20 protein-coding genes and 1 pseudogene are annotated in these 23185 nt (G+C 66.0%); 11 read left to right on the top strand and 10 right to left on the bottom strand.

Annotated features, from left to right (window positions below):
• Nucleotides 1-28: 28 nt before the first annotated feature.
• Nucleotides 29-376 carry a DUF1488 domain-containing protein gene (locus tag OKW43_RS09850; RefSeq protein ID WP_429446885.1) on the top strand — a complete coding sequence of 116 codons (348 nt, stop codon included), beginning with the start codon at nucleotides 29-31 and terminating at the stop codon, nucleotides 374-376.
• Here OKW43_RS09850 and OKW43_RS09855 read toward each other — a convergent pair.
• From OKW43_RS09855 to OKW43_RS09885, 7 genes and pseudogenes are all read right to left on the bottom strand, one after another.
• Entirely contained in the window at nucleotides 308-841 is a 534-nt protein-coding gene (locus OKW43_RS09855; protein ID WP_187634094.1) for a cytochrome b, read from the bottom strand. The genes OKW43_RS09850 and OKW43_RS09855 overlap by 69 nt on opposite strands.
• 133 nt (nucleotides 842-974) lie before the next feature.
• Nucleotides 975-2277, bottom strand: a pseudogene (locus OKW43_RS09860) (NCS2 family permease).
• A gap of 136 nt (nucleotides 2278-2413) precedes the next feature.
• The gene (locus tag OKW43_RS09865; RefSeq protein ID WP_429446887.1) at nucleotides 2414-2908 is read right to left on the bottom strand and encodes a YaiI/YqxD family protein; all 495 of its coding nucleotides are present in this window, start codon (nucleotides 2906-2908) and stop codon (nucleotides 2414-2416) included.
• 140 nt (nucleotides 2909-3048) lie between these two features.
• Nucleotides 3049-3267, bottom strand: a complete 219-nt coding sequence (locus tag OKW43_RS09870) for a DUF4148 domain-containing protein (protein ID WP_429446889.1) — start codon at nucleotides 3265-3267, stop codon at nucleotides 3049-3051.
• A 131-nt stretch (nucleotides 3268-3398) separates the two neighbouring features.
• Nucleotides 3399-4169 (bottom strand): slipin family protein, encoded by a 771-nt coding sequence (locus tag OKW43_RS09875; protein WP_187634097.1) that lies wholly within the window; start codon nucleotides 4167-4169, stop codon nucleotides 3399-3401.
• Complete coding sequence (locus OKW43_RS09880) at nucleotides 4166-5779, bottom strand: NfeD family protein (RefSeq protein ID WP_429446891.1); 1614 nt, start codon at nucleotides 5777-5779, stop codon at nucleotides 4166-4168. Before OKW43_RS09880 ends, OKW43_RS09875 begins: the two co-directional genes overlap by 4 nt.
• A gap of 84 nt (nucleotides 5780-5863) precedes the next feature.
• On the bottom strand, nucleotides 5864-6910 hold the full coding sequence (locus OKW43_RS09885; RefSeq protein ID WP_429446893.1) for an AraC family transcriptional regulator ligand-binding domain-containing protein: 1047 nt from the start codon (nucleotides 6908-6910) through the stop codon (nucleotides 5864-5866).
• 221 nt (nucleotides 6911-7131) lie between these two features.
• On the opposite strand from OKW43_RS09885, the gene OKW43_RS09890 reads away from it, so the two are divergent.
• The 9 genes from OKW43_RS09890 to OKW43_RS09930 all read left to right on the top strand — a co-directional run bounded on the left by OKW43_RS09890 (nucleotide 7132) and on the right by OKW43_RS09930 (nucleotide 18460).
• Complete coding sequence (locus OKW43_RS09890) at nucleotides 7132-8265, top strand: acyl-CoA dehydrogenase family protein (protein WP_429447378.1); 1134 nt, start codon at nucleotides 7132-7134, stop codon at nucleotides 8263-8265.
• 141 nt (nucleotides 8266-8406) lie between these two features.
• The gene (locus tag OKW43_RS09895) at nucleotides 8407-10098 is read left to right on the top strand and encodes an AMP-binding protein (protein ID WP_429446895.1); all 1692 of its coding nucleotides are present in this window, start codon (nucleotides 8407-8409) and stop codon (nucleotides 10096-10098) included.
• Between the two features lie 116 nt (nucleotides 10099-10214).
• Nucleotides 10215-11768 (top strand): CoA-acylating methylmalonate-semialdehyde dehydrogenase, encoded by a 1554-nt coding sequence (locus OKW43_RS09900; RefSeq protein ID WP_429446897.1) that lies wholly within the window; start codon nucleotides 10215-10217, stop codon nucleotides 11766-11768.
• A gap of 22 nt (nucleotides 11769-11790) precedes the next feature.
• Nucleotides 11791-12708, top strand: coding sequence for a 3-hydroxyisobutyrate dehydrogenase (gene mmsB, locus OKW43_RS09905; protein ID WP_429446899.1), 918 nt, complete (start codon nucleotides 11791-11793; stop codon nucleotides 12706-12708).
• Nucleotides 12705-13505 (top strand): enoyl-CoA hydratase, encoded by an 801-nt coding sequence (locus tag OKW43_RS09910; protein WP_429446901.1) that lies wholly within the window; start codon nucleotides 12705-12707, stop codon nucleotides 13503-13505. The genes mmsB and OKW43_RS09910 overlap by 4 nt, the downstream gene beginning before the upstream one ends.
• Nucleotides 13506-13829: 324 nt before the next feature.
• Entirely contained in the window at nucleotides 13830-16184 is a 2355-nt protein-coding gene (locus OKW43_RS09915) for a hypothetical protein (RefSeq protein ID WP_429446903.1), read from the top strand.
• Between the two features lie 49 nt (nucleotides 16185-16233).
• Complete coding sequence (locus OKW43_RS09920; protein ID WP_429446905.1) at nucleotides 16234-16770, top strand: hypothetical protein; 537 nt, start codon at nucleotides 16234-16236, stop codon at nucleotides 16768-16770.
• Between the two features lie 173 nt (nucleotides 16771-16943).
• Entirely contained in the window at nucleotides 16944-17126 is a 183-nt protein-coding gene (locus OKW43_RS09925) for a CsbD family protein (protein ID WP_187634106.1), read from the top strand.
• A gap of 239 nt (nucleotides 17127-17365) precedes the next feature.
• Nucleotides 17366-18460, top strand: a complete 1095-nt coding sequence (locus tag OKW43_RS09930; RefSeq protein WP_429446907.1) for an AI-2E family transporter — start codon at nucleotides 17366-17368, stop codon at nucleotides 18458-18460.
• Nucleotides 18461-18527: 67 nt separating this feature from the next.
• Here OKW43_RS09930 and OKW43_RS09935 read toward each other — a convergent pair whose 3' ends face one another.
• The 3 genes from OKW43_RS09935 to OKW43_RS09945 all read right to left on the bottom strand — a co-directional run bounded on the left by OKW43_RS09935 (nucleotide 18528) and on the right by OKW43_RS09945 (nucleotide 22069).
• Nucleotides 18528-19364 carry a siderophore-interacting protein gene (locus tag OKW43_RS09935; protein WP_429446909.1) on the bottom strand — a complete coding sequence of 279 codons (837 nt, stop codon included), beginning with the start codon at nucleotides 19362-19364 and terminating at the stop codon, nucleotides 18528-18530.
• A gap of 64 nt (nucleotides 19365-19428) precedes the next feature.
• On the bottom strand, nucleotides 19429-20238 hold the full coding sequence (locus tag OKW43_RS09940) for a PadR family transcriptional regulator (RefSeq protein WP_429447380.1): 810 nt from the start codon (nucleotides 20236-20238) through the stop codon (nucleotides 19429-19431).
• Nucleotides 20239-20467: 229 nt separating this feature from the next.
• Nucleotides 20468-22069, bottom strand: a complete 1602-nt coding sequence (locus OKW43_RS09945) for a DHA2 family efflux MFS transporter permease subunit (RefSeq protein ID WP_429446911.1) — start codon at nucleotides 22067-22069, stop codon at nucleotides 20468-20470.
• Between the two features lie 288 nt (nucleotides 22070-22357).
• On the opposite strand from OKW43_RS09945, the gene OKW43_RS09950 reads away from it, so the two are divergent.
• On the top strand, nucleotides 22358-23044 hold the full coding sequence (locus OKW43_RS09950) for an alpha/beta hydrolase (protein WP_187634110.1): 687 nt from the start codon (nucleotides 22358-22360) through the stop codon (nucleotides 23042-23044).
• Nucleotides 23045-23185: the final 141 nt, after the last annotated feature.

Here is a 23185-nt window from a genome sequence, read left to right on the forward strand (position 1 = left end):
CGTGCGCGCACTCTTCCAGGTGACTCCCATGCAAATCCATTTTCCGAACGAAGCGCCTGAATATTCAGGTCGCGAACTTACCCTGGCGTTTCCGGCAATGGTCGATGGGCAAAGGGTGGAGTGCATGATTACCGCGGAAGCGCTTGAAGATCATTTCGGCGCGGCGTCTTCCCGGCTGGAGGACATGATCGTCGCGTTCGACACGCACCGGCCGCGCATCGAGGCCGCCACGCGCCGGCTGTTGTCGGAAACGCGCGCCCAGTGTCTGGTGCTAAGAAGCGGTTACGTGCGTTTTTATGAGGCGAACTCAAACGATCCGCCGCAGCGTCCGATCCTTGAACACCAGATGGTGCGCGATCGCCGCGAGCGCATGTAGTCCGATTACCCAATAGAAGACGTTGCCGAGCCACTCGTGTGCGTCCTTCAGCAGCGGCCGCGCGATCGAATCCGCACGGATCAGCGTGAAGCCGATGTCCGTCCATGCGAGCGACACCGGCCGCCCGCCCGCGTTGACCATCAGCATACCGAGCAGTGGCTGCGCGAAGATGAACACGTAGAGCGCGAGGTGCGCGGCGCGCGCGAGAAAAGCGAGCAGCCGGTTGCTTTCCAGTTCCTCCGGCGCGCCGGCCCACAGTCTCCATAGCAGCCGCAACACGGCCAGCCCGAGCACCAGCGTGCCCGCCCAGTAATGCACGCCGGTCCACAACGCGCGACTGTCGGAGCCGCGCGGGCCACGGATTTCGATGGCCAGATACGCTAGCGCGACCAGCACAAAAGTCACCCAGTGGAAAAAGATCGCGGGTTTCGTGTAACGGTCCGTGGTGCGGTGATATGAGGACATGGCGGCTGGGGCGACCGGTCTATCGCGACCCGGTCTATCGCGACCCGGTCTATCGTCGTTCGAAAGATCGGATGATAAACGCTCCCCGAGCCCGACGACACATTCGACCACCCCGCCGCGCGAGCTCCGGTGCTCACTCGCTGCCGAGATAGAAATACCGGAACAGGAAAATCGCCCGCGATGATCCACACGACCAGCTTCACCTGGCGCGCCTGGCCCGTCAGCAGCTTGAGCCCCGCGTACGAGATGAAGCCGAACGCGACGCCGTTCGCGATCGAGTAGGTGAACGGCATCAGCAGCGCGGTCAGCGCGGCCGGGACGACTTCGGTCGCGTCGTCCCACGGCAGGTCGAGCATTTCGCGCAGCATCAGGCATGACACGTACAGCAGCGCGGGCGCGGTCGCATACGGCGGCACGACTTCGGCGAGCGGCGCGAAAAACAGCGCCGCGACGAACAACACCGCGACCGTGATCGCGGTCACGCCGGTACGGCCGCCGGCCTGCACGCCCGACGCGCTTTCGATATACGCCGTCGTCGACGACGTACCGAGCATCGAGCCGGCGAGAATCGCGGTGCTGTCCGCGAGCAGCGCGCGGTTCAGCCGATGCATCTTGCCTTCCACCAGCAGCCCCGCGCGGTTCGCGACGCCCATCAGCGTGCCGGTCGCATCGAACAGCTCGACGAGGAAGAACACCAGCACCACGTTCAGCACGCCGCTCGACAGCGCGCTGCGGATATCGAGCTGGAACAGCGTCGGCGCGATCGACGGCGGCGCGGACACGATGCCGTGAAACTGGTTGCCGCCGAAGAAAAAGCTCAGAATCGTGACGCCGACGATACCGATCAGGATCGCCCCGCGCACACGCATATGATCGAGCGTGACGATGCCGAAGAAGCCGATCGCGGCGAGTACGACGTGCGGGTCATGCAGATTGCCGAGCGTGACGAGCGTGGCCGGATTGCCGACCACGACGCCGGCCGACTTCAGCGAAATGATCGCGAGAAAGAGGCCGATGCCGCCGGTGATCGCGATCCGGATCGAGTGCGGAATGCCCTTGACGATCACCTCGCGCACGCGGAACAGCGTGACGATCAGGAACAGGCAGCCGGAAATGAACACCGCGCCGAGCGCGGCCTGCCACGTGTAGCCCATGCCCTTGACGACCGTATACGCGAAGTACGCGTTCAGGCCCATGCCGGGCGCGAGCGCGATCGGGTAATTCGCGTACAGACCCATGATCAGCGACGCGAGCGCGGCCACGAGGCAGGTCGCGACGAACACCGCGCTCTTCGGCATGCCAGCGTCGCCGAGAATCGCCGGGTTCACGAAGATGATGTAGGCCATCGTCAGGAAAGTGGTCGCGCCGGCCAGCACTTCGGTGCGCAGGTTGGTGTCGACGGCGTCGAAACCGAAGTAGCGTTTGATCGAGTCCATGTGGCGGGTTTTCTCTCTTTCAGACAGTGTTTTTGTGATCGAGGCGGTGACCGCGCGGTGGCGTTACGGCGGAATTGTAAGCACGAATGGCGGCGCCCCGACGCCCGCGGCGGCGCCAGCAGGCCGCCCGGGCCCGTCAGGTGGGCGGTTCGCCGTGCGACTGTGGCGTCTGCGCATCACCGCGCGGCGCCTGACGCGCGAGCCAGCGATCGAGTTCGCCAGCAAACGCCTTGCCATCGCGCGCGCTGAAGGCGGCCGGCCCGCCCGTGTCGACGCCGCTCGCGCGCAACTGGTCGAGCATCGAGCGCATGCGCAGACGTTCTTCGATCGTGCCGGGCGTGTACCAGTTGCCGCGTGGATCGAGCGCGTGGGCATTTTTTGCCAGCACGGCGGCGGCGAGCGGGATGTCGGCGGTGATCACGAGGTCGCCCGCGACCACGCGCTCGACGATCAGCTGGTCGGCGGCGTCGAAGCCGGACGGCACCTGGATCGCGCGGATCAGCGGCGACGGCGGCACGCGCAGGAACGCATTGGCGACCAGCGTCAGCGGCATGCCGGTCCGGCGCGCCGCGCGATAAAGCATGTCCTTGACGACGGCCGGGCAGGCGTCGGCATCGACCCAGATTGGCATGGTGGGGTTCCGGCTGAGTGCGGCTGGTTTGCTGCGTGGGAGTTGGAGGGACCGGATGATAGCTTGCCGCGGCGCAAGCCGTGCCCATGCCTCCCCCGGTGGGCGGCATTGAGACTGCGACTACGCATGCCGGGCGCGCTTTACTGCACTGCGGTCGGGGCATTGCCTCGCTGCTCGCGCTGTTGCGCAACGATGCGGGCCGCCCGCTGCGCGTTCTCAGGATAGTTGACCCAGTCCAACGGGTCGTAGCCGGCGGCGAGCCATTCGACGAGCTCGGCGCGGACCTGGGCGCGCGTTTTCGGCGCCGACGGGTCGGCGGGCTGCGTTACCGCTTGCGCGTAGACGGTGCTGATACCCATGGCGGCCAACAGCGCGCCGAGTCCCAATGCGGGAAGACAGTTTCATGGCGGGCTCCTGCGGAGCGGAAAAACAGCCGGACCTGGTGTTTTTTCGGTGCGCGCCAGGTAAGGCGGTACAAAATATCGTCCGATCACGCCGATGGCTTGTTGAAGCGTTCGATCACCGCGCTCACCAGATCGATCGGCAGCGGAAACACGATCGTCGAGTTCTTGTCGGCGGCGATCGTCGTCAGCGTCTGCAGATAGCGCAACTGCATCGCCTGCGGTTGCCGCGCGAGCATCTGGGCCGCTTCGAGCAACTGCTTCGATGCCTGCAACTCGCCTTCCGCGTGAATCACCTTCGCGCGCCGTTCGCGCTCGGCTTCGGCCTGACGCGCGATCGCGCGGATCATCGTTTCATTGATATCGACGTGCTTGATCTCGACGATCGAGACCTTGATGCCCCACGCGTCGGTTTGCGCGTCGAGCACCTTCTGGATGTCGGTGTTCAGCTGCTCGCGCTCCGACAGCAGCTGGTCGAGGTCGTGCTTGCCGAGCACCGCGCGCAGCGTCGTCTGCGCCAGCTGGCTGGTCGCCTCGAAGTAGCGCGCGACCTGGATCACCGCCTTCTCCGGATCGACCACGCGGAAATACACGACCGCGTTGACCTTCACCGACACGTTGTCGCGCGTGATCACGTCCTGGGTCGGCACATCGAACACGACGGTGCGCAGATCCATGCGCACCACCTGCTGCACGATCGGAATGATCAGCACCAGCCCGGGCCCCTTGACCTTCCAGAAGCGGCCGAGCATGAACACGACGCCGCGCTCGTACTCGCGAAAAATCCGCACCGACGACGCAATCAGCGCGACCACCAGCAGGAGCAGGATGCTGCCGAAGCCGAATGTGAAGCCGATCATGAGCGTTCTCCTTGTAAGGCGTCGACCGACGTAACGGGCACCACGGTCAGCGTGAGGCCATTGCGCGCCGTCACGCGCACGCTCTGACCCGGCGCGGCCGGCGTGGTGCTCGAGACGCGCCAGCGCTCGCCGTGCACGCGCGCCCAGCCGGCCAGCGGGCCGGCCGCCGCGGGTTCGGGTTCGGGCAGCAAGCCGCCGTCCAGCACCACCCCGACGCAGCCGATCAGCGCCTCCGAGCCCGTCACGACCGGCCGCCGCCGCGCGCGCAGCGCGAGCCGCGACACGCCGAGCACGAACGTGACGCTGAACACGACGACCGCGGCGATCAGCGCCAGCGGGATGCCGAAGCCGGGGACGTCGGTATCCATCAGCATCATTGCGCCGACCACGAACGCGACCACGCCGCCGAAGCCGAGCGAGCCGAAGGTCGGCAGGAACGCTTCGCCGATCAGGAAGGCGATGCCGAGAAAGATCAGCCCGAGGCCGACGTAGCTGATGGGTAGCATCTGCATCGCGAACAGGCCGAGCAGCAGGCTGATCGCGCCGACCACGCCGGGCAGCACGAAGCCCGGATTCGCGAATTCGAAGAACAGGCCGTACATGCCGAGCATCAGCAGAATCAGCGCGACGCTCGGATCGGTGATCACGGCGAGAAAGCGGCTGCGCCAGTCGGGTTCGAGCGTGATCAGCGGCGCATGCGCGGTGTGCAGCGTGACGCTGCCCGCGCTCGTGACGTACGTGTGGCCGTCCAGCTGGCGCAGCAGGTCCGGCACGTCTCGCGCGACGATATCGACGACGTGCTGCGCGAGCGCTTCTTCAGCGGACAGGCTCACCGCTTCGCGGACCGCGCGCTCGGCCCAGTCGGCGTTGCGGCCGCGCATCTGCGCGAGGCCGCGGATGTACGCGGCGGCGTCGTGGACCTGCTTGCGCAGTTCGGTCGATTGGGTGTCGAGCGGAAGCGCGCTGGCGGGTTCGGACGAAGCGTTGGCTGACGAAGCCGCGGGCGCGGACGCGCTGCCGGGCAGCGTGCGCATGTCCGGCAGTCCCGGCGTGCCCGAGGTGCCCGGCGGCGCCCCGCCGGCGGGCGGCTGGTTGCCGCCGATGCCCATCTGGATCGGAGTCGCGGCGCCGAGATTGGTACCCGGCGCCATCGCCGCGATATGGCTCGCGTAGACGATGTAGGTGCCGGCGCTCGCGGCGCGCGCGCCGCTCGGCGCGATGAAGGTCGCGACCGGCACCGGCGACGCGAGGACCGCCTTGATGATCTGCCGCATCGACGTATCGAGGCCGCCGGGCGTATCGAGTTGCAGCACCGCGAGTTGCGCGCGCTGGCTGGCCGCGCGCTGCAAGCCACGCACGATGAAATCGGCGCTGGCCGGCCCGATCGCGCCGTTCACCGGAATCACGACGACGCTGTTCGCGGCCGCGGCGCCGACGTTGGCCGCATTGGCCGATCGCAGCGGCGCCAGCGTTTCGCGCGTCGCGAAGCCGAATGCGCATAGCACGCCGAGCACGGCGATGCCGCGCATCAAACGGCCCACGATGCCGCCGCGGATAAGCGGCCTGCGCGGACCGGACTGCCGGAGCGGAAGACGGGGAGTCGTGTTCATCGCTGAGGGCCGCCGCGCCTGCCGGTGCGAACCGGCGGCGCGGGCCGATACCTCGATCAAGGCTGGCCGGGTGCCGCTTAAAGCTTAGTCCGATTCGGCGCGTCGCGTGAGATCGAACCCCGTGGCCCGGGCCGGTCGATAGTCGGTCGGCCGCATGCCGGTCCATTTACGGAACGCGCGATGAAACGCGCTCGGCTCCGCGAAGCCGACGGCGTTTGCGATGTCGGCGATCGTGCGTTGCGTGCGCTGCAGTTCGGCGATTGCGATGTCGCGCCGCAGCGCGTCCTTGATCGACTGATACGTATGGCCCTCCTGTTTCAGATGGCGCCGCATCGTCGCCTCGGCGACGCGCAGGCGCGCGGCCATCTGATCGGCCGCGGGCCAGCCCGACATCGGCAGCGCGCGCAGCGTCTTGCGCACGCGCGCGGCGAGCGAACCCGCATTGCGGTACTTGACGATGAAGCTGCCCGGCGCGTCACGCAGAAACGGGCGCACCGAGCGCGTGGTCTGGATCACCGGCAGTTCCACAAACGCAGGGTCGAGATCGACGTACGACTCGGATTCGTCGAAATACATGTCTTCGCAGAACATCAGCCGGTATTCGTGCGCGGCTGGCGGCGCGGCGCAGCGAAAGCGCGCTTCGAGCAACGGAATGCGCCGGCCGACGAGCCAGCACACCAGCCCGTACACGAGGATGAAATACGTCGCGTAAGCGAACATCGCCGGCTTGCGCGTGTCCGCGCGTTCGACGAACTTCAGACGCACGCGCCGCGCGTCGGTGTCGATCGTCGCGCCGAGATCGTCGAGCACGAGCCGCATGAAGCCGACCGCGCGCGCGAGCGCCTGCGCGCCGTTGCGCGCGCCGAGCGCCATCTGCGTCATCGCGATGAAGCTGCCGCTTTTCATCGGATGCGAGTCCTGGCCGAAGAACTCGTCGTCGAGCGCGCGTGCGATGCCGGACCACAGCGCGCCGTATTGCGCCGACGACACACGGCTTTTCGGCGACGCGAGCATCGGCGCGGCGATGCCGGCCGCGTCAGCGAGCGCTCGCGCATCGAGGGCGCGCAGCTGCGCGAGCGCGAGCGTTTCCTCGACGAGACTGACGGAGATCGTGCCTTTGTCGCTTTTCATCGGGATTCGGTTTCTCTTGCAAAAGCGCTCAGCATGGGTCGCTCGTGGTTGATGAAGCGGCGGAAAATGACCGGCAGTTATGCACATGCATGGTATCAGCATGGCAAAAGCGCTCAGCAACAATGAGCGGAGCGAGCATCGAATGGCGCGAGCCGCGTGCCTACACTTGCCGCATCACCGCGATCGCCAGCACGGCCGCGAGCACCCACGAGGACGCAGTCATGGACAGCTTCTACACCGACGAACAACGGATGATCCGCGACGCCGCGCGCGACTTCGCGACCGAATGTCTGGCGCCGCACGCGGCCCAATGGGATCGCGACGCGCAACTGCCGGCCGAGGTCGTCGCGCAGATGGGCGAACTCGGCTTTCTGGGCATGATGGTGCCGGCCGAGTGGGGCGGCTCCTACACCGATTACGTCGCCTACGCGCTCGCGCTCGAAGAAATCGCGGCCGGCTGCGCCGCCTGCGCGACGCTGATGAGCGTGCACAACTCGGTCGGCTGCGCGCCGATCCTGAACTTTGGCAGCGCCGCGCAGAAAGACCGCTATCTGCGCGAACTGGCCAGCGGCCGCACGATCGGCGCGTTCTGCCTGACCGAGCCGCAGGCGGGCTCCGAGGCGAACAATCTGCGCACCCGCGCGGCGCTGCGCGACGGGCAGTGGATTCTGAACGGCAGCAAGCAGTTCGTGACCAACGGCGCGCGCGCCGGTCTCGCGATCGTGTTCGCCGTCACCGATCCCGAGCGCGGCAAGCGCGGCCTGTCCGCCTTCATCGTGCCGACCGCGACGCCGGGCTTCGACGTCGGCCGGCCGGAGCACAAGCTCGGCATCCGCGCGTCCGACACCTGCCCGATCTCGCTCGATCACTGCGCGGTGCCCGAGGCCAATCTGCTCGGCGAGCCGGGCGAGGGTCTGCGCATCGCGCTGTCGAATCTGGAAGGCGGGCGCATCGGCATCGCCGCGCAGGCGGTCGGCATCGCGCGCGCCGCGTTCGATGCCGCACGCCGCTACGCGAGCGAGCGCGAACAGTTCGGCAAGCCGCTGAAGGGCCACCAGACGATCGCGAACATGCTCGCCGACATGGCGACGCGCCTGAACGCCGCACGCCTGCTGGTGCATCACGCCGCACGGCTGCGCTCGGCGGGGCGGCCGTGTCTGTCGGAGGCGTCGCAGGCGAAGCTGTTCGCGTCGGAGCTGGCCGAGCAGATCTGCTCGAACGCGATCCAGATTCATGGCGGCTACGGCTATCTGGAGGACTATGCGGTGGAGCGCCACTATCGCGATGCGCGTATCACGCAGATTTACGAAGGGACGAGCGAAGTGCAGCGGATGGTGATCGCGCGCCACGTTTGACGGCGGCGCTCGTGCCTGCCGTTTGAGCGCACGTTTGAGCGCACAATAGCCTGGCCGCCGATGTCTCGGTGAGGCACCGCAGCGGCAACCCGGCGAAAGCCGCCGGCAACAGAAAAAGACCGAGCGAAACAGGAGACGACGATGACAGCAGCGAAAGCCTTTCTCGAAGCGCGCGATCTGCTAGTGCGCCATCGCACCGACTACGAGCGCGCGTACCGCGAATTCGCGTGGCCCGCGCTCGGCGAGTTCAACTGGGCGCTCGACTACTTCGACGCGATCGCGCGTGACAACGACAACCCCGCGCTGTGGATCGTCGACGATCCTTCGAGCGACGGCCTGCGGCTGTCGTACGCGCAGATGTCGGAACGCTCGTCGCGGATGGCGAACTTTCTGCGCGGCGCGGGCGTCGGTCGCGGCGACCGCGTGCTGCTGATGCTGCCGAACCGCGTCGAGCTATGGGACGTGATGCTCGCCGCGATGAAGCTCGGCGCGATCGTGCTGCCCGCCACCACGCAGCTATCCGCCGACGACGTGCGCGAGCGCGTGCAGATCGGCGGCGCGAAGCTCGTCGTGGTCGACAGCGCGGAGTCGGGCAAATTCGATGCGCTCGACGTGCCGCTCACCCGCTTGTCGGTCGGCGCGCCGCGCGACGGCTGGATCGATGTCGCCGCCGCGTACGAGGCCTCGCCGCATTTCACGCCAGACGGCGTTACCCACGCCAGCGATCCGCTTCTGCTGTACTTCACGTCCGGCACCACGTCGAAGCCGAAGCTCGTCGAGCATACGCATCAGAGCTACCCGGTCGGACATCTGTCGACGATGTACTGGATCGGCCTGCAACCGGGCGACATCCATTGGAACATCAGCTCGCCCGGCTGGGCGAAGCACGCGTGGAGCTGCTTCTTCGCGCCGTGGAACGCGCAGGCCTGCGTGTTCGTGTTCAATTTCGCGCGCTTCGTGCCGCAAGACACGCTCGCCGCGCTCGTGCGCTTTAACGTGACCACGCTGTGCGCGCCGCCGACCGTGTGGCGCATGCTGGTGCAGGAGCGGCTCGGTGACTATCCGGTGAAGCTGCGCGAGATCGTCGGCGCGGGCGAGCCGCTGAATCCGGAGGTCATCGAGCGCGTCAGGCACGCGTGGGGCATCACCATCCGCGATGGTTACGGCCAGACCGAAACGACCTGCCAGATCGGCAATTCACCGGGCCAGCCGGTCGTGCCCGGCTCGATGGGCCGTCCCCTGCCAGGCTACCGTGTCGAACTGCTCGACGCCGACGACCAGCCGGTAGGCGAAGGCGAAATCGCGCTGCCGCTCGTCGAACGGCCGCTCGGCCTGATGAGCGGCTACGCGAACAACGCCAACGCCACCGCGCAGTCGATGCGCAACGGCTTCTATCGCACGTCGGATGTCGCGCTGCGCCGCGACGACGGCTCCTACGTGTACGTCGGCCGCTCGGACGATGTGTTCAAGTCGTCCGACTATCGGCTCAGTCCGTTCGAACTCGAAAGCGTGCTGATCGAGCACGAGGCGATCGGCGAGGCGGCCGTCGTGCCAAGCGCGGACGCGTTGCGTCTGTCGGTGCCGAAGGCGTTCGTCACCGTGCGTCACGGCTACGAAGCCGGTCCCGAACTCGCGCGCGCGGTGTTCGCGTTCTCGCGCGAAAAACTCGCGCCGTACAAGCGGATTCGCCGCCTGCAATTCAGCGAACTGCCGAAGACGATCTCCGGCAAGATCCGCCGCGTCGAGTTGCGGCGCCGCGAAATGGAGCGCGCGGCCGAGCCCGCGCGTCTGCCCGACGAGTACTGGGAAGAGGATTTTCCCGAGTTGCGTTGATTGTCTTTATTCCTCGCTATTGCTGTTTGGCGGCCCCGGGTTGAATCGCACGCGTTGAATTCGAGCTTCGGATTCAACGCGTCGGGGCACTGTTTTCTCACCACAGGAGTTTCAGCATGAGCACCCTTGCTTCGAACGAGACCCGCCGCGACGTTGCCGCCGACGTTGCCACCGAGGTTGCCACCGTCAAACTGCTGATCGACGGCGAGTTCGTCGAATCGAAGACGAACGAGTGGCGCGACATCGTGAACCCTGCCACCCAGGCGGTACTCGCGCGCGTGCCGTTCGCGACCGTCGCGGAAGTCGACGCGGCGGTGCGCGGCGCGCACGCGGCGTTCAAGACGTGGAAGGACACGCCGATCGGCGCGCGCATGCGCATCATGCTGAAGTACCAGGCGCTGATTCGCGAGCATATGCCGCGCATCGCGAAGACGCTGTCGGCCGAGCAGGGCAAGACGATTCCCGATGCCGAGGGCGACATCTTCCGCGGTCTGGAAGTCGTCGAGCACGCGTGTTCGATCGGCACGTTGCAGCAGGGGGAATTCGCCGAGAACGTCGCCGGTGGCGTGGACACCTACACGCTGCGCCAGCCGCTCGGCGTATGCGTCGGCATCACGCCGTTCAATTTCCCCGCGATGATCCCGCTGTGGATGTTTCCGATGGCGCTCGTGTGCGGCAACACCTTCGTGCTGAAGCCGTCCGAGCAGGATCCGCTGTCGACGATGCAACTCGTCGAGCTTGCGCTCGAAGCCGGCGTGCCGAAGGGCGTGCTGAACGTCGTGCACGGCGGCAAGGAAGTGGTCGATGCTCTGTGCACGCATGAACGGGTGAAGGCGATTTCGTTCGTCGGCTCGACGGCGGTCGGCACGCACGTGTATCGCCTCGGCAGCGAGCACGGCAAGCGCGTGCAATCGATGATGGGCGCGAAGAACCACGCGGTCGTGCTGCCCGACGCGAATCGCGAGCACACGCTCAACGCGCTCGCCGGCGCCGCGTTCGGCGCGGCCGGGCAGCGCTGCATGGCGACCTCGGTGGCGGTGCTGGTCGGCGCCGCGCGCGAATGGTTGCCCGAGCTCGTCGCGAAGGCGAAGACGCTGAAGGTCAACGCGGGTCACGAGCCGGGCACCGATGTCGGCCCGGTCGTGTCGCGCGCCGCGAAACAGCGCATTCTCGGTCTGATCGACGCCGGCGTGAAAGAGGGCGCGACGCTCGCGCTCGATGGCCGCGACGTGAACGTACGCGGCTACGAGCAGGGTAACTTCATCGGCCCGACGGTATTTACCGATGTGACGGCCGACATGGACATCTACCGCACCGAAATCTTCGGGCCGGTGCTCGCGGTGCTCAACGTCGCGACGCTCGACGATGCGATCGCGCTCGTCAACGCCAACCCGTTCGGCAATGGCGTTGGCCTGTTCACGCAAAGCGGCGCGGCGGCGCGCAAGTTCCAGAGCGAGATCGATATCGGCCAGGTCGGCATCAACATTCCGATTCCGGTGCCGGTGCCGTTTTTCAGCTTCACCGGTTCGCGCGGCTCGAAGCTCGGCGATCTCGGTCCGTATGGCAAGCAGGTCGTGCAGTTCTATACGCAGACGAAGACGGTCACCGCGCGCTGGTTCGACGACGATACCGTCAACGACGGCGTGAACACGACGATCCGCCTGCGTTGATGGCACACACGGAGACGACACCATGAAAATTGGCTTTATCGGACTCGGCCACATGGGCGCGCCGATGGCGCTGAACCTGCTGAAGGCGGGCCACGTGCTCAACGTGTTCGACCTCAGCGTAGAGGCCGTGCGCACGCTCGTCGACGCGGGTGCGCAGGCGGCCCGCTCGCCGCAGGCCGCCGCAAGCGATGTCGACTGCGTGATCACGATGCTGCCCGCCGCGGCGCACGTTCGCAGCGTGCTCGTCGCGGACGACGGCATCCTCGCCGGCATCGCGCCGGGCCTGCCGATCATCGACTCGAGCACGATCGACCCCGCCAGCGTGAAAGCGTTTGCCGAACTCGCCGCGGCCCAGGGCAACAGCTTCGTCGATGCGCCGGTATCCGGCGGCACGGGCGGCGCGGCGGCGGGCACGCTGACCTTCATGGTCGGCGGCAGCGCGAGCGCATACGAGCAGGTCAAGCCGGTCCTGTCGGCGATGGGAAAAAACCTCGTGCATTGCGGCGATACCGGCACCGGCCAGGTCGCGAAGATCTGCAACAACCTCGTGCTCGGCATCTCGATGGCGGGCGTCGCGGAAGCAATGTCGCTCGGCGAGGCGCTCGGTATCGATACCAAGGTGCTCGGCGGCATCATCAATACGTCGACCGGGCGCTGCTGGAGTTCGGACACGTATAACCCGATGCCGGGCGTGATCGACACCGCGCCGTCGTCGCGCGGCTACAGCGGCGGCTTCGGCACGGACCTGATGCTGAAAGACCTCGGCCTCGCCACCGACGCCGCGCGCAGCGTGCGTCAACCGGTCTACCTCGGCGCGCTCGCGCAGCAGCTTTATCAAACCATGAGCACAAACGGCGCGGGACGTCTGGACTTTTCGGCGGTGATCAAGCTGTATCGCTCGCGCGAGCGCGGTGGTGGCGAGGACGGAGGCGCGCAATGATCGACCTCGATTACGCCGACGACGGCGCCGTCGCATTGATCACGCTGAAACGGCCGCCCGCGAACGCCTTCACACCCGACGGCCTGCTGCAGTTGCAGCGCAGCGTCGAGCAGCTGAACGCCGATGCGCGCGTGCGCGCGCTCGTCATCACCGGCGACGGCCCGAAGTTCTTCAGCGCGGGCGCCGATCTGAACACGTTCGCCGACGGCGATCGCGAAGTCGCGCGCATCGCGGCGGCGCGTTTCGGCGCGGCGTTCGAAACCCTGCAGAACGCGCGGCCCGTCGTGATCGCGGCGCTCAACGGCTTTGCGATGGGCGGCGGTCTCGAATGCGCGCTCGCGTGCGATATCCGCATCGCGGAGCAGCATGCGGTGCTGGCGTTGCCGGAGACCGCGGTCGGCTTGCTGCCGTGCGGCTGCGGCACGCAGACGCTGCCGTGGCTCGTCGGCGAAGGCTGGGCCAAGCGGATGATTCTGACCGGCGAGCGCGTCGATGCGGCGATCGCGCTGCGCATCGGCCTCGTCGAAGAAGTGGTCGAGCGCGGCGCCGCGCGCGAAGCCGCGTTGAAGATGGCGCAGCGCGTCACCGGTTTGAGCCCGCAGGCGGTCAGCTTCAGCAAGACGTTGATTCATCAGGCGCGGCATGGCGTGCCGCGCGCCGCCGCGCTCGCGCTCGAACGGGAGCGTTTCGTCGATCTGTTCGATGGCGCGGATCAGCGCGAGGGCGTCAACGCGTTCCTCGAAAAACGCGCGCCACGCTGGCAGATCGACCATGCAGCGCCGCAGAGCCAGCGATGAGCGCGCCGGGCGCGTGCGGCATTTCCTGAATTCGCCACGGCACCGGGACGCGCATCCGTTGGCGGAGCCGGGCGCTCGCCTGGAGCGCGTCCGATCTTAGGTCTGCCTGGCATCGTGACGTCCAGCGTCCTGCCATCAGCCGCCCGGTGCCGATTGTGGTCTGGCGCACACAGACTACGCGCGCCAATTGACATCTTTCCGGACGCAATCTTAGATAGATAGTTCAGCCCGTCCCGACTGGCAAAGCCTGCTCGCAGCCCTCATCACGGGCGCTCGTCCGACCTGCGGTGCGTTCACGTCACCGTTTCGCGCATTCCAGTGCTCTTGATCGATCAGGAGGCAATGCGTATGGAAAAGCCGTCAGATGAGAATCGCCGCTCCAGAACTTCCGGCGATGAGTCCGATTCCCGCGTCGAACAGGGCCCGCATCCACAAAAGCTGATCCTCACCGCGCTCGGCGCAATGGTGGTTCTGGTGGGCAGCGGTGCCTACTGGTGGCTGACCTTTTCGCATCGCGTGCCGGATGCGCATTGCCTTGTGCCAGGCATCGAGTGCGTTCAGAAGCTCGTCGCGGTGATGGAGGAGGTCAGCGACGTCGATCGCACCGCCAGCATGGGCGAGAGCTGGGCGCTTGCGCTGCTGGTCACGGCCTTTACGTTCGTCGTGTTCTATGTGCACATTTGCCGTGCGGAAGAAGAGCGGGCGCGGACTGTCGCGGAGCGTAAATCCGAAGAGAAGAAGCGAATCGCGCAAGAGCAGGGCGAATCGGCTCCCGACATCATCTCCCGCTCGAAGGGCGTGGTCGGCGCGCTGCGAGTGTGGTTCGTGTCGCGCTGGTGCATTCCCGTGTTCTGCTACATCCCCGCCGTATTGCTGTTCGGGGGCGAGATATGGGAGGGCTATACCGATGCGGTCGTACTCGCGTTGGCGCTCGCCGCCATCTACGTGGCCGCCGAACACTATTCCGCGCTCGAGCAGCAACGCAAGCTCGTCGATGAGCAGGAGGCGGTGCTCGAGACCATCCGCAACGAACTCAGCGACAAGGTCGCCAGCATCGATAACGCGATGGGAACCCGCTATGGTCTTCGCGTGATTTACGATGCCTATCGCGACCCGAACCACGACCAGTTCCGTGCGGAGGAGAGAAAGCGCTTGCAGCCGGGCGCCGCGCAGGCTCACGGCGGCGCGGCGAACGCTCAGGAGTCGGAAAAAGGGATTTTCTCAATCTATCGTTTCTTCGATATCGATAAGCAATGGTGGGCGCGCGAGTCGTGGCAAGGCTATTGCAGCAGCCCCGCGGCGACGCTCTATCGGACCTTGAAGGAAGGCGCGCGCACGAAGATGACGTTGGTGACGCCGCTCGAATATCCGCAGTTCGACGATGAATCGATGCAGGACAAAGCACTTTTCTTCGGCAAGTTCATCGGGCTCGTCTGGCATTACGTCGTGTTGTGGCACGTACGGCGCGCGCTCGAGGCCGACTCGAAAGACGTCGTGTGCGAGCACAAGATCCGCATTGCGCAGACCTCGCTGTGGCTGCATGTCGTCGACCGGACCGTCTATCAGATTCTCGGCGACGATCGCGGCAAGGACGTCAAGGTGCGCAACCTGACGCACGACATGGATGAGATCTCCGTGTCGCTCGCACGCTGGGCGAAGCGTGAGATTCAAACGCTGGCGGCGCGTGGCCCTACCGTCGAGGAGTACATCTGCACCTGCCTGACCGACGCCCATCAGGCGATACCCGCGGACGGCGCGGCCACCTTCGGGCAGAACGAGGATCACGTGCTCGAAAGGCTCGGTTTCAAGGAATGGGCGAACGAAGGCGACGCGCCATCGGGCATTCGCAAAAGAGTGTTGGCGGCACGTTGCAAGGGATTGATCCGGGATGCCGTGGCGATCATCGCCACGTCCGAGCCGGGCAAGCGGCGATCATCGACGGCCAGTACGATCCGTCGATCGAAGAGATTGCAGCGGAGGTCGAGTGATGAGCACTTCCATCGATGCGATGCTGGCCGACCTGGAGATCATCAGCGCGCTGGTGATGTCCATCGTGGTGCCGACGAAAAACACCGACGGGTCGAATTTCACGACCCCGATCTCGCTGATGGTCAGGCACCATCTGGTCGGCGGGCGCTCGCCGCTTGCCGATCGCGACGTGCGCGGTCTCGTCGACAGGCTCAAGGACTGCGCCGGCGCGCTGTGCAAGGTCGGATCGGGCAAGAAACTGCTCGCCGACCCGCAGTTGATGCAGGGCATTCCAGCCGCGCCTTATCAGGCGAATCAGTTCTATGTCGAGTTGCTAACCGCGGTATCGCTCGGCCTTTACTTCCTCGGCGTGCCGATCGGCGAGCCGTGGGATCTCGTGCAGACCTGGGCCGACGAGGAGGGCGGCGGACTGCCGAACGGCATCTGCGTGGCGAAGGCGATCGGCGACATCGTGCGATCGTCGCGCAAGTGGCATCCCACGCTGCCGGCGCAAGCCGATGTGAACGAGCGCGCCAGGCGCAGGGCGTCGACGGATCTGATCGTCCATTCGTTCTTACCAATGATCCTGTTTCGCGATCTGATCCTGTGGGGCGGAGGGCAGCCGGAACCGCACAATTCGGGGCTGCCGGAGCATCCGTCGATTCGCAGCCAGACGGCGACCGGACCCACCGAAGGGGACGAGTCGGATGAGCGGTCGCTGCTCGTACCGTCGATCCATGCGTTGGGGCGCTGTTACGAAGTGTTGCAACTACAACTGTATCTACGGGCCGGTTATCCGATTTACTATGCGGTGCCAGAGGACATCCTGAGGGCCGAAATACTGCGCTCGTGCGCGGCGGGAAAATCGACCGAGGACTGCTGGGAAGACATGTGCGTGTTCCTGCGGGAAAAGATCTTCCGCGGCAAGCTGCCCGACGCCGCCACTCTGCAGAAGCAGTGCGTCTACGTGATCGAGCGGACCAAGCCGCCCGCGTGCTTCATCAATCACGATGCGGGGCTCCTGACCTTCGAAGGCATCGATCTCGACGGGGCAAACCGGGAGCTGCCGCTGCCGGCGAGCTACATGCTCGACGAGCGCAGAGAGCGCTACCGCAAGAGAGTACTTTCGTTCAAGCCGGCGGATGACGAAGCTCCGCTGAGGAATCTGTTGAACGGGGCAAGGAACAAGGAACTTTTCAGGCATATCTTTCACGGCTCGAAAGACAATCATCCCGACCCGGCTCACGGCAACGATGCCGCCAACGATGCCGCGGAGGACGCCGTCACGGTGAGGTGACGACGCACTGGGACTCGGGAACGGGAAATGCTAGCATTTTTCACGTTACTCCGACGCGGATCGCATATGGCGAAGCGATCCGCGCCCATTACCCGGCGCGGCGCGCCGTGCGTTGGCTGTTTCGTTGCAACGCCAGCAGGCAACTCCACAGTCAAACCTAGCAGGAAGGCACCATGGACAGGAATCGTGCAGAAGGTACAGCGAAGGAACTGAAGGGCTCCGTCAAGGAAGCGATCGGCAAGGTCACCGGGAATCGCGCGAAGCAGGCCGAAGGAGCGGCCGAAAAAATAGCCGGCAGGATACAGGCGCGAATCGGCGAACAAGCTGAAGAGGTACGAGAGCGTGTGAAGAGTTAGCGCGCCGCGGATTCACGTACTCCCCGCTTCATCTGCCCGGTTTCGGGCGCATTACTTCCGGTACGCAAGCCGTGCGCTGACGCACCGGTGCGTAGCGCCACGCACGTCGTCGGTGCCCGTCACGTCGCGCCCTCGCTCGCGCGGCGCTCGACACACGCGTCGCATCGATTTCTGATACGGTCAAAAGTCAGCCAGCGCGCTGTTTGCGCCGGACCGCATCGCCCATTCGAGGACGCTTCATGCTGGGATTCGACGTCGGCGCGGCCAGGAAAGTCTGGACCGCGTTTCTGATTGCGCTGCTGTTTCTGGTCATCTATTTCGCGTCGACGACAGTGCTCGTCGTCGTGTTCGCGGTGTTCTTCAGCTATCTGATGTTCCCGATGGTGGCGCTGGTCGAACGCGTGAGGCCGCGCCGCGTGCCGCGCGTCGCGTCGATCGCGTTCGTGTTCGTCGTCGTGGTCGGGCTGATCGCGGTGGTCGGTTCGGTGTTCGGCGTGGAACTGCAGGATCAGGCAACGCGTCTCGTCACGCAGTTGCCCGCACTGCTGCGCACCGGCGTGCCGAACCGTCTGCCACTGCCGCATTTTCTCGAACCGCTGCGCGAGCGGATCGTCGATTTCGTGCGCAGCCAGATCGAGACGGGCTCCGACAAAGCCGTGCCGTTGGCGCGCAGCCTCGGGCTCGGTGTCGTCCATGCGGCGAGCAACCTGATCTATCTGGTGCTGATTCCGATCCTGAGCTTCCTGCTGATCAAGGATGGCGAACGGATGCGCGACGCGTTTCTCGCGTTGCTGAACAAGCGGCATCGCGTGCTGTGGAACGAGATCGTCGACGATCTGAATGTGCTGCTGTCGAAGTACGTGCGCGCGCTGCTGTTTTTGTCGCTCGCCACGCTGTTTAGCTACGGCGTCGCGTTCTCGCTGCTCCGCGTACCATACGCGTTTCTGCTCGCGGTCAGCGCGGGGCTGCTCGAATTCGTGCCGTTCGCGGGGCCGCTTGTCGCGGTGGCGATCACGCTCGTGGTCGCGGTATTCAGCGGCTACCCGCATCTGTTGTGGCTGGTGATTTTTATCGGCCTGTATCGGCTGTTTCAGGACTACGTGCTCAACCCGTATCTGATGAGCGAGGGCGTCGAGGTCAGTCCGTTTCTGGTGATCGTCGGACTGCTCGCGGGCGACCAGCTTGGCGGCGTCGCGGGGATTTTTCTCGCGGTGCCCGTGATCGCGACACTGAAAATCGTGATCGGCCGGGCGCGCGTGTTTTACTCGGCGTCGCACGAGCAGGGTGAAGCCGCGCGGCGCGCGCTGACGGGCAGCAACGACGACGAAGCGTAGCGCGCGGTTTTTGTTGTTGTTCGAAGTACGCCGCGCCGCTCATGCCGCGCGCCACGCGGGCGCACGCTCAGTCGTCGATCGTATCGTGGACCGCGACCGCGCCCTGTTTCCAGTAGCTAGCCGCGCGAATCCGCGCCTTGTCGACGCCGCGCTCGCCGCACAGATGCTGACGCACCGCGCGGATCGTCGCGGCTTCGCCGGCGGCCCACACGTAGCCTTCACCGTTCTGCGGCAGCCAGGTGTCGCGCACCGCTTGCAATAGCGCTTCGCCGCGCGTGCGGGTGTGGATGTCGGCTTGGCTGCGATAGCACCAGACGAGGTGCAGTTCGGCTTGGGTCGTGAACTCGAGGCGCGCCGACGGATCGGCGACTTCGATCATCGCGGTAACGCGCGTGCCGGCCGGCAACTCTTCGAGACGCCGCGCGATCGCGGGCAGCGCGGTATCGTCGCCGATCAGCAGATGCCAATCGAAGCCGGTCGGAATCATCAGCGAGCCGCGCGGGCCGCCGACGCCCAGATACTGGCCCACCTTCGCCTGCGCGGCCCACGTCGCGGCCGGACCCGCATCGTGCATCGCGAACTCGATGTCGAGCTCGCGGGTGTCGCGATCGAAACGGCGCGGCGTGAAATCGCGCGCGGTCGGCCGCTTGCCTTCCGGAAACACCGGGCCGTCGGGGCCGGCTTGCGGCAGCGTCGGTTGGTCGGCGCCGGGCTCGGGGAAAAAGACCTTGATGTGGTCGTCGAAGGACGCGGAGACGAAGTCGTGCAGATCGTCGCCGGTAAAGGTCACGCGAATCAGGTGCGGCGTCAGCGCGCGCACCCGCTTGACCTGCAGCAGACGAAACTTCAACGGATGCCGCACGCGATGCACGGCGAGATCGGGGCGCTTGGATTGTTCTTGCATCAGGGTGGTGCTCCGGTTCGTTTCGGGAGGACGCGCGGGTTGTCTGGTGGACGAGCGCGCGCTGTCAGGCGGTGGGCTCGCTGTCGTTGCCGGCCTTTGCGGCGTCGTCGTGGCCGGCTTCGATTTCCTTGGCCGCGCGCATCAGGATCGCCGCGATGCGGCGCTGCTCGTCGGCCGGCGCGTTGTCTCGGCGCAGCAGCGCGTTCTTCAGTGTGCGGCGCGCTTCGTTCAGCTCGGGCACCCAGCCGCCTTCGCTGACATCGGCCGGCGCTTCGCCGGCAAACGCGCGCCGCACCGAATCCATCTTGCGTGCGATATGCGACAGTCGCGCGAGCATCAGCTCGACGCGCTCGCGGTTCGCGGCCAGATATTCGCGGCCCGCATCCGCCAGCTGATAGCGCTTGCGATTGCCTTCGAGCTGCACGGTCACGTAGCCGAGCTCCTCGAGATAGGTCAGCGCCGGGTAGACCATGCCGGGGCTCGGGCTGTAGAAGCCGTTGGAGCGCGTTTCGAGTGCCTTGATCAGCTCGTAGCCGTGACTCGGCTGCGTGTCGATCAACGACAGCAACAGCAGTTGCAGATCGTCGGAGCTGAATTTGCGGCCGCGCGGGAAGCCTTCTCGGTCGCCGCCGAAGCCGCCCGGAGCGCCGCCGAAACCACCGTAACCGCCCACGCCGCCGGGACCGCCATGACCGCCGAAGCGTGAGCCGCGGCCGCCGAAGCGCCGCTCGTGATGGCGGCCGAACGAGTGAAGCAACACGTGGAGCAGGAAGCGGTGCCGGGTATCGGGCGATACGGAGGCGATGGGGCCGAAGCCGGCGTGACAACGCTCGTGCTCGCCGCGTGCACTGGAAAAATGATGAGGATGACGCATCTCGGTGCCCGTGAATGTCGTAAGATGCATCTTAAGATATATATCTTAAGATAGTCTGTCAAACGCTTTTTTGCGCTGCGTCACGCAGCGACAGACACAGACGACATCAAGTGGGTGGCGCGGCGGCACGCGCGTTAACTGACGCGGGGTACGCGGTGCGCACCGTGTTGCGCGACCAAAGCAAGGCGGCACCGTGATCGGAGGGTGCTGGAGGAACTGCTGAGCCGCCTCAATGCGCGCCCGCCGCATCCGGCCCGCCGCCGCCCTTGGCCGGCCGCGTGATCCAGATCAGCGGAATGATCAGCATGAAGATGATCGCCGAGACAAAGAAGACGTCGTTCAGGCCCATCATCGCGGCCTGCGTGCTCACGGTGAAATCGAAGAGCGCATTCGCCGATTGCGTATTGAGATGCAGCACCGACTGCGTGGTGTCGATCTGCTGCGCGAACAACGGATTGTCGATCGACGCCTGCTCGGTGAGCCGCGCATGATGCAGTATCGTGCGGTTGTTCCATGCGGTACCCGCGATCGACGTCCCCACCGCGCCGCAGAACACCCGCACGAAATTCGACAGCCCCGCCGCCGCAGGAATCCGGCCCTGCGGCTGGCCGGACAGGATGATCGCCGTGAGCGGCACGAAGAACAGCGCCATCGGAATGCCTTGCAGCAGCGTCGGCAGCACGAGGTGCCACGTGTCTATCTCGATCACGTACTTCGAGCGCATGTAGAACACGATCGCGAAGCCGACGAACGCAACCGTCGAGATCACGCGCGCGTCCGAGCGCGGCAGCACGCGGCCGAGCACCGGCGCAAGAATGATCGCGAAGATGCCGAGCGGCGCGGTGACGAGACCGGCATCGACCGAGCGGTAGTTCAGATACTCCTGCATCCATTGCGGCAGCAGCACGAGGTTGCCGAAAAACACGCCGTATGCAATCGAAATCGCAATCGTGCCGCCGAGGAAGTTGCGCTGCTGAAAGAGCCGCAGATCGACGATCGGATGCTCCTCGGTCAGCTCCCATACGAGGAAAAACGCGAAGCTGATCAACGCGACGAGGCCGAGAATCGAGATGACCGGCGACGAGAACCAGTCGAGGTCCTTGCCTTTGTCGAGCATGATTTGCAGAGACGCGACCCACGTGATCAGCAGACCGAGGCCGACCACGTCGATCGGCGGACGGCGCGTCGGCGATTCACGGGTGCGGTAGATCATCCACGTGACGCTGGCCGCGAACACGCCGACCGGAATGTTGATGTAGAAGATCCAGGACCAGCTGTAGCTGTCCGTGATCCAGCCGCCCAGCAGCGGGCCGGCGATCGGGCCGACGGTGGCGGTCATCGCCCACAGCGCGAGCGCGGTCGACGATTTCTCTTTCGGATACGAGCCGAGCAGGATCGCTTGCGACAGCGGAATCAGCGGGCCGGCCACCGCGCCCTGGAAAACCCGCGCGAGCAGCAGGATAGGCAGCGTCGGCGCGATGCCGCACAGCCACGAGGCGAGCACGAAACCGAGAATCGCGCCGACGAACAGCTTGACCTGACCGATGCGCTGCGTCAGCCAGCCGGTCAGCGGAATCGCCACCGCGTTGGCCGCCGCGAACACGGTGATGACCCACGTGCCTTCGTCGACCGACACGCCGAGGTTGCCGGAAATGGTCGGAATCGCGACGTTCGCAATCGACGTGTCGAGCACGTTCATGAACGTGGCGAGCGCGACCGCGAACGTCGCGAGAACCAGTCGGCCGCCTTCGAGAGGCGCGGGCGGCGAGGGTGGCGCGGGAGGCTGAGGCGGCGGCGACGCGGAATCAGGCGCGGCGTTAGGCTGGCTCAAACGGTGTTCTCCGGATGTGTTGCACCGGACAGCGCGGACGGTGTGGGGACGAACGGCGAGGACGCGCGATTCGCAATGCATGGTAAGCGCGGGGTGCCGCGCACAACGCGCCGCGGCGGCGGGGCCCCTCAATGCGCAAAAGCATACCTGCAATCGCCGGCCGGCGTCGCTCACAGCCGCAGCCCATGCCGCTTGCGCCGACGCGAACGCGGCACGCGGCGTATGCTCGCGGCTAAGGCTGAGTCGCCCGGGCCGGAAACACGAAACTACGGAAAAAAGGACACCACCATGAGCTGGCAGCAATTCGAACACGGCTGGCGGCGTGCGCCGCAAAACGCATCGCAGCGTACGTCGAACGACCCGCGCGCCACGAGCCTCGTCGTGCTGATGCACGGCGTCGGCAGCAACGCACGCGATCTGATGCCGCTCGCCGACGTCTGGAGCGAGGACCTGCCCGGCACGGCGTTCGTGTCGCTCGATGGCACCGATCCGTTCGACGGCGGGTTCGGCGGCCGCCAGTGGTTCAGCCTGCGCGATGTCAACGAGGCGAACCGCGAGGCGCGCGTCGCCACCGCCTATCAGGCGCTGCGCCGCGTGCTCGATGCCGAACTCGCGCATTGGCAGTTGTCTTTCGACCGGCTTGCGCTCGTCGGCTTCTCGCAAGGCTCGATGATGGCGCTGCATCACGTCGCGTCGAGCGCGGAGGGCGCGGCCGGCGTCGTGGCGTATTCGGGGCGGCTCGCCTCGCCGATCGTGTCGTCGAACCGCGCGACGCCGCTCACGCTGGTCCACGGCGAGGACGACCAGGTGATCCCGGTGCGCGAACTCGAATTCGCGGCCGACGCCCTCCACGAGGCCGGCTATCCGGTCGACGCCTACGTGCTGCCCGGCGTCGGCCACACCATCACTGCCGACGGCATCGCGCTCGGCCGTACCGCGCTGGAACGCGCCTTGGGCGCGCTGTCGCGCGGTTGACACAACCTCAATAGAAAGTCGGCCTAAAGATTCTGATGGGCTTGCCGTCATATGGGCAATAGCTTGAAAATCACCCCGCCGCGCGGGAAGCGCAACGCCCCGCCGGGCGTGTCGCGCGGCTTCGGGGCACCGGGGGCGCAT

Origin of the sequence: Paraburkholderia sp. WC7.3g (assembly GCF_050436345.1) — a bacterium.
GTDB classification, from domain to species: Bacteria; Pseudomonadota; Gammaproteobacteria; order Burkholderiales; family Burkholderiaceae; genus Paraburkholderia; species Paraburkholderia podalyriae.

Coding starts and splice junctions, on each gene's coding strand:
- OKW43_RS09850 (WP_429446885.1), top strand. CDS start 29: ATGCAAATCCATTTTCCGAACGAAGCGCCTGAATATTCAGGTCGCGAA.
- OKW43_RS09855 (WP_187634094.1), bottom strand. CDS start 841: ATGTCCTCATATCACCGCACCACGGACCGTTACACGAAACCCGCGATC.
- OKW43_RS09865 (WP_429446887.1), bottom strand. CDS start 2,908: ATGCCAATCTGGGTCGATGCCGACGCCTGCCCGGCCGTCGTCAAGGAC.
- OKW43_RS09870 (WP_429446889.1), bottom strand. CDS start 3,267: ATGGGTATCAGCACCGTCTACGCGCAAGCGGTAACGCAGCCCGCCGAC.
- OKW43_RS09875 (WP_187634097.1), bottom strand. CDS start 4,169: ATGATCGGCTTCACATTCGGCTTCGGCAGCATCCTGCTCCTGCTGGTG.
- OKW43_RS09880 (WP_429446891.1), bottom strand. CDS start 5,779: ATGAACACGACTCCCCGTCTTCCGCTCCGGCAGTCCGGTCCGCGCAGG.
- OKW43_RS09885 (WP_429446893.1), bottom strand. CDS start 6,910: ATGAAAAGCGACAAAGGCACGATCTCCGTCAGTCTCGTCGAGGAAACG.
- OKW43_RS09890 (WP_429447378.1), top strand. CDS start 7,132: ATGGACAGCTTCTACACCGACGAACAACGGATGATCCGCGACGCCGCG.
- OKW43_RS09895 (WP_429446895.1), top strand. CDS start 8,407: ATGACAGCAGCGAAAGCCTTTCTCGAAGCGCGCGATCTGCTAGTGCGC.
- OKW43_RS09900 (WP_429446897.1), top strand. CDS start 10,215: ATGAGCACCCTTGCTTCGAACGAGACCCGCCGCGACGTTGCCGCCGAC.
- mmsB (WP_429446899.1), top strand. CDS start 11,791: ATGAAAATTGGCTTTATCGGACTCGGCCACATGGGCGCGCCGATGGCG.
- OKW43_RS09910 (WP_429446901.1), top strand. CDS start 12,705: ATGATCGACCTCGATTACGCCGACGACGGCGCCGTCGCATTGATCACG.
- OKW43_RS09925 (WP_187634106.1), top strand. CDS start 16,944: ATGGACAGGAATCGTGCAGAAGGTACAGCGAAGGAACTGAAGGGCTCC.
- OKW43_RS09930 (WP_429446907.1), top strand. CDS start 17,366: ATGCTGGGATTCGACGTCGGCGCGGCCAGGAAAGTCTGGACCGCGTTT.
- OKW43_RS09935 (WP_429446909.1), bottom strand. CDS start 19,364: ATGCAAGAACAATCCAAGCGCCCCGATCTCGCCGTGCATCGCGTGCGG.
- OKW43_RS09940 (WP_429447380.1), bottom strand. CDS start 20,238: ATGCGTCATCCTCATCATTTTTCCAGTGCACGCGGCGAGCACGAGCGT.
- OKW43_RS09950 (WP_187634110.1), top strand. CDS start 22,358: ATGAGCTGGCAGCAATTCGAACACGGCTGGCGGCGTGCGCCGCAAAAC.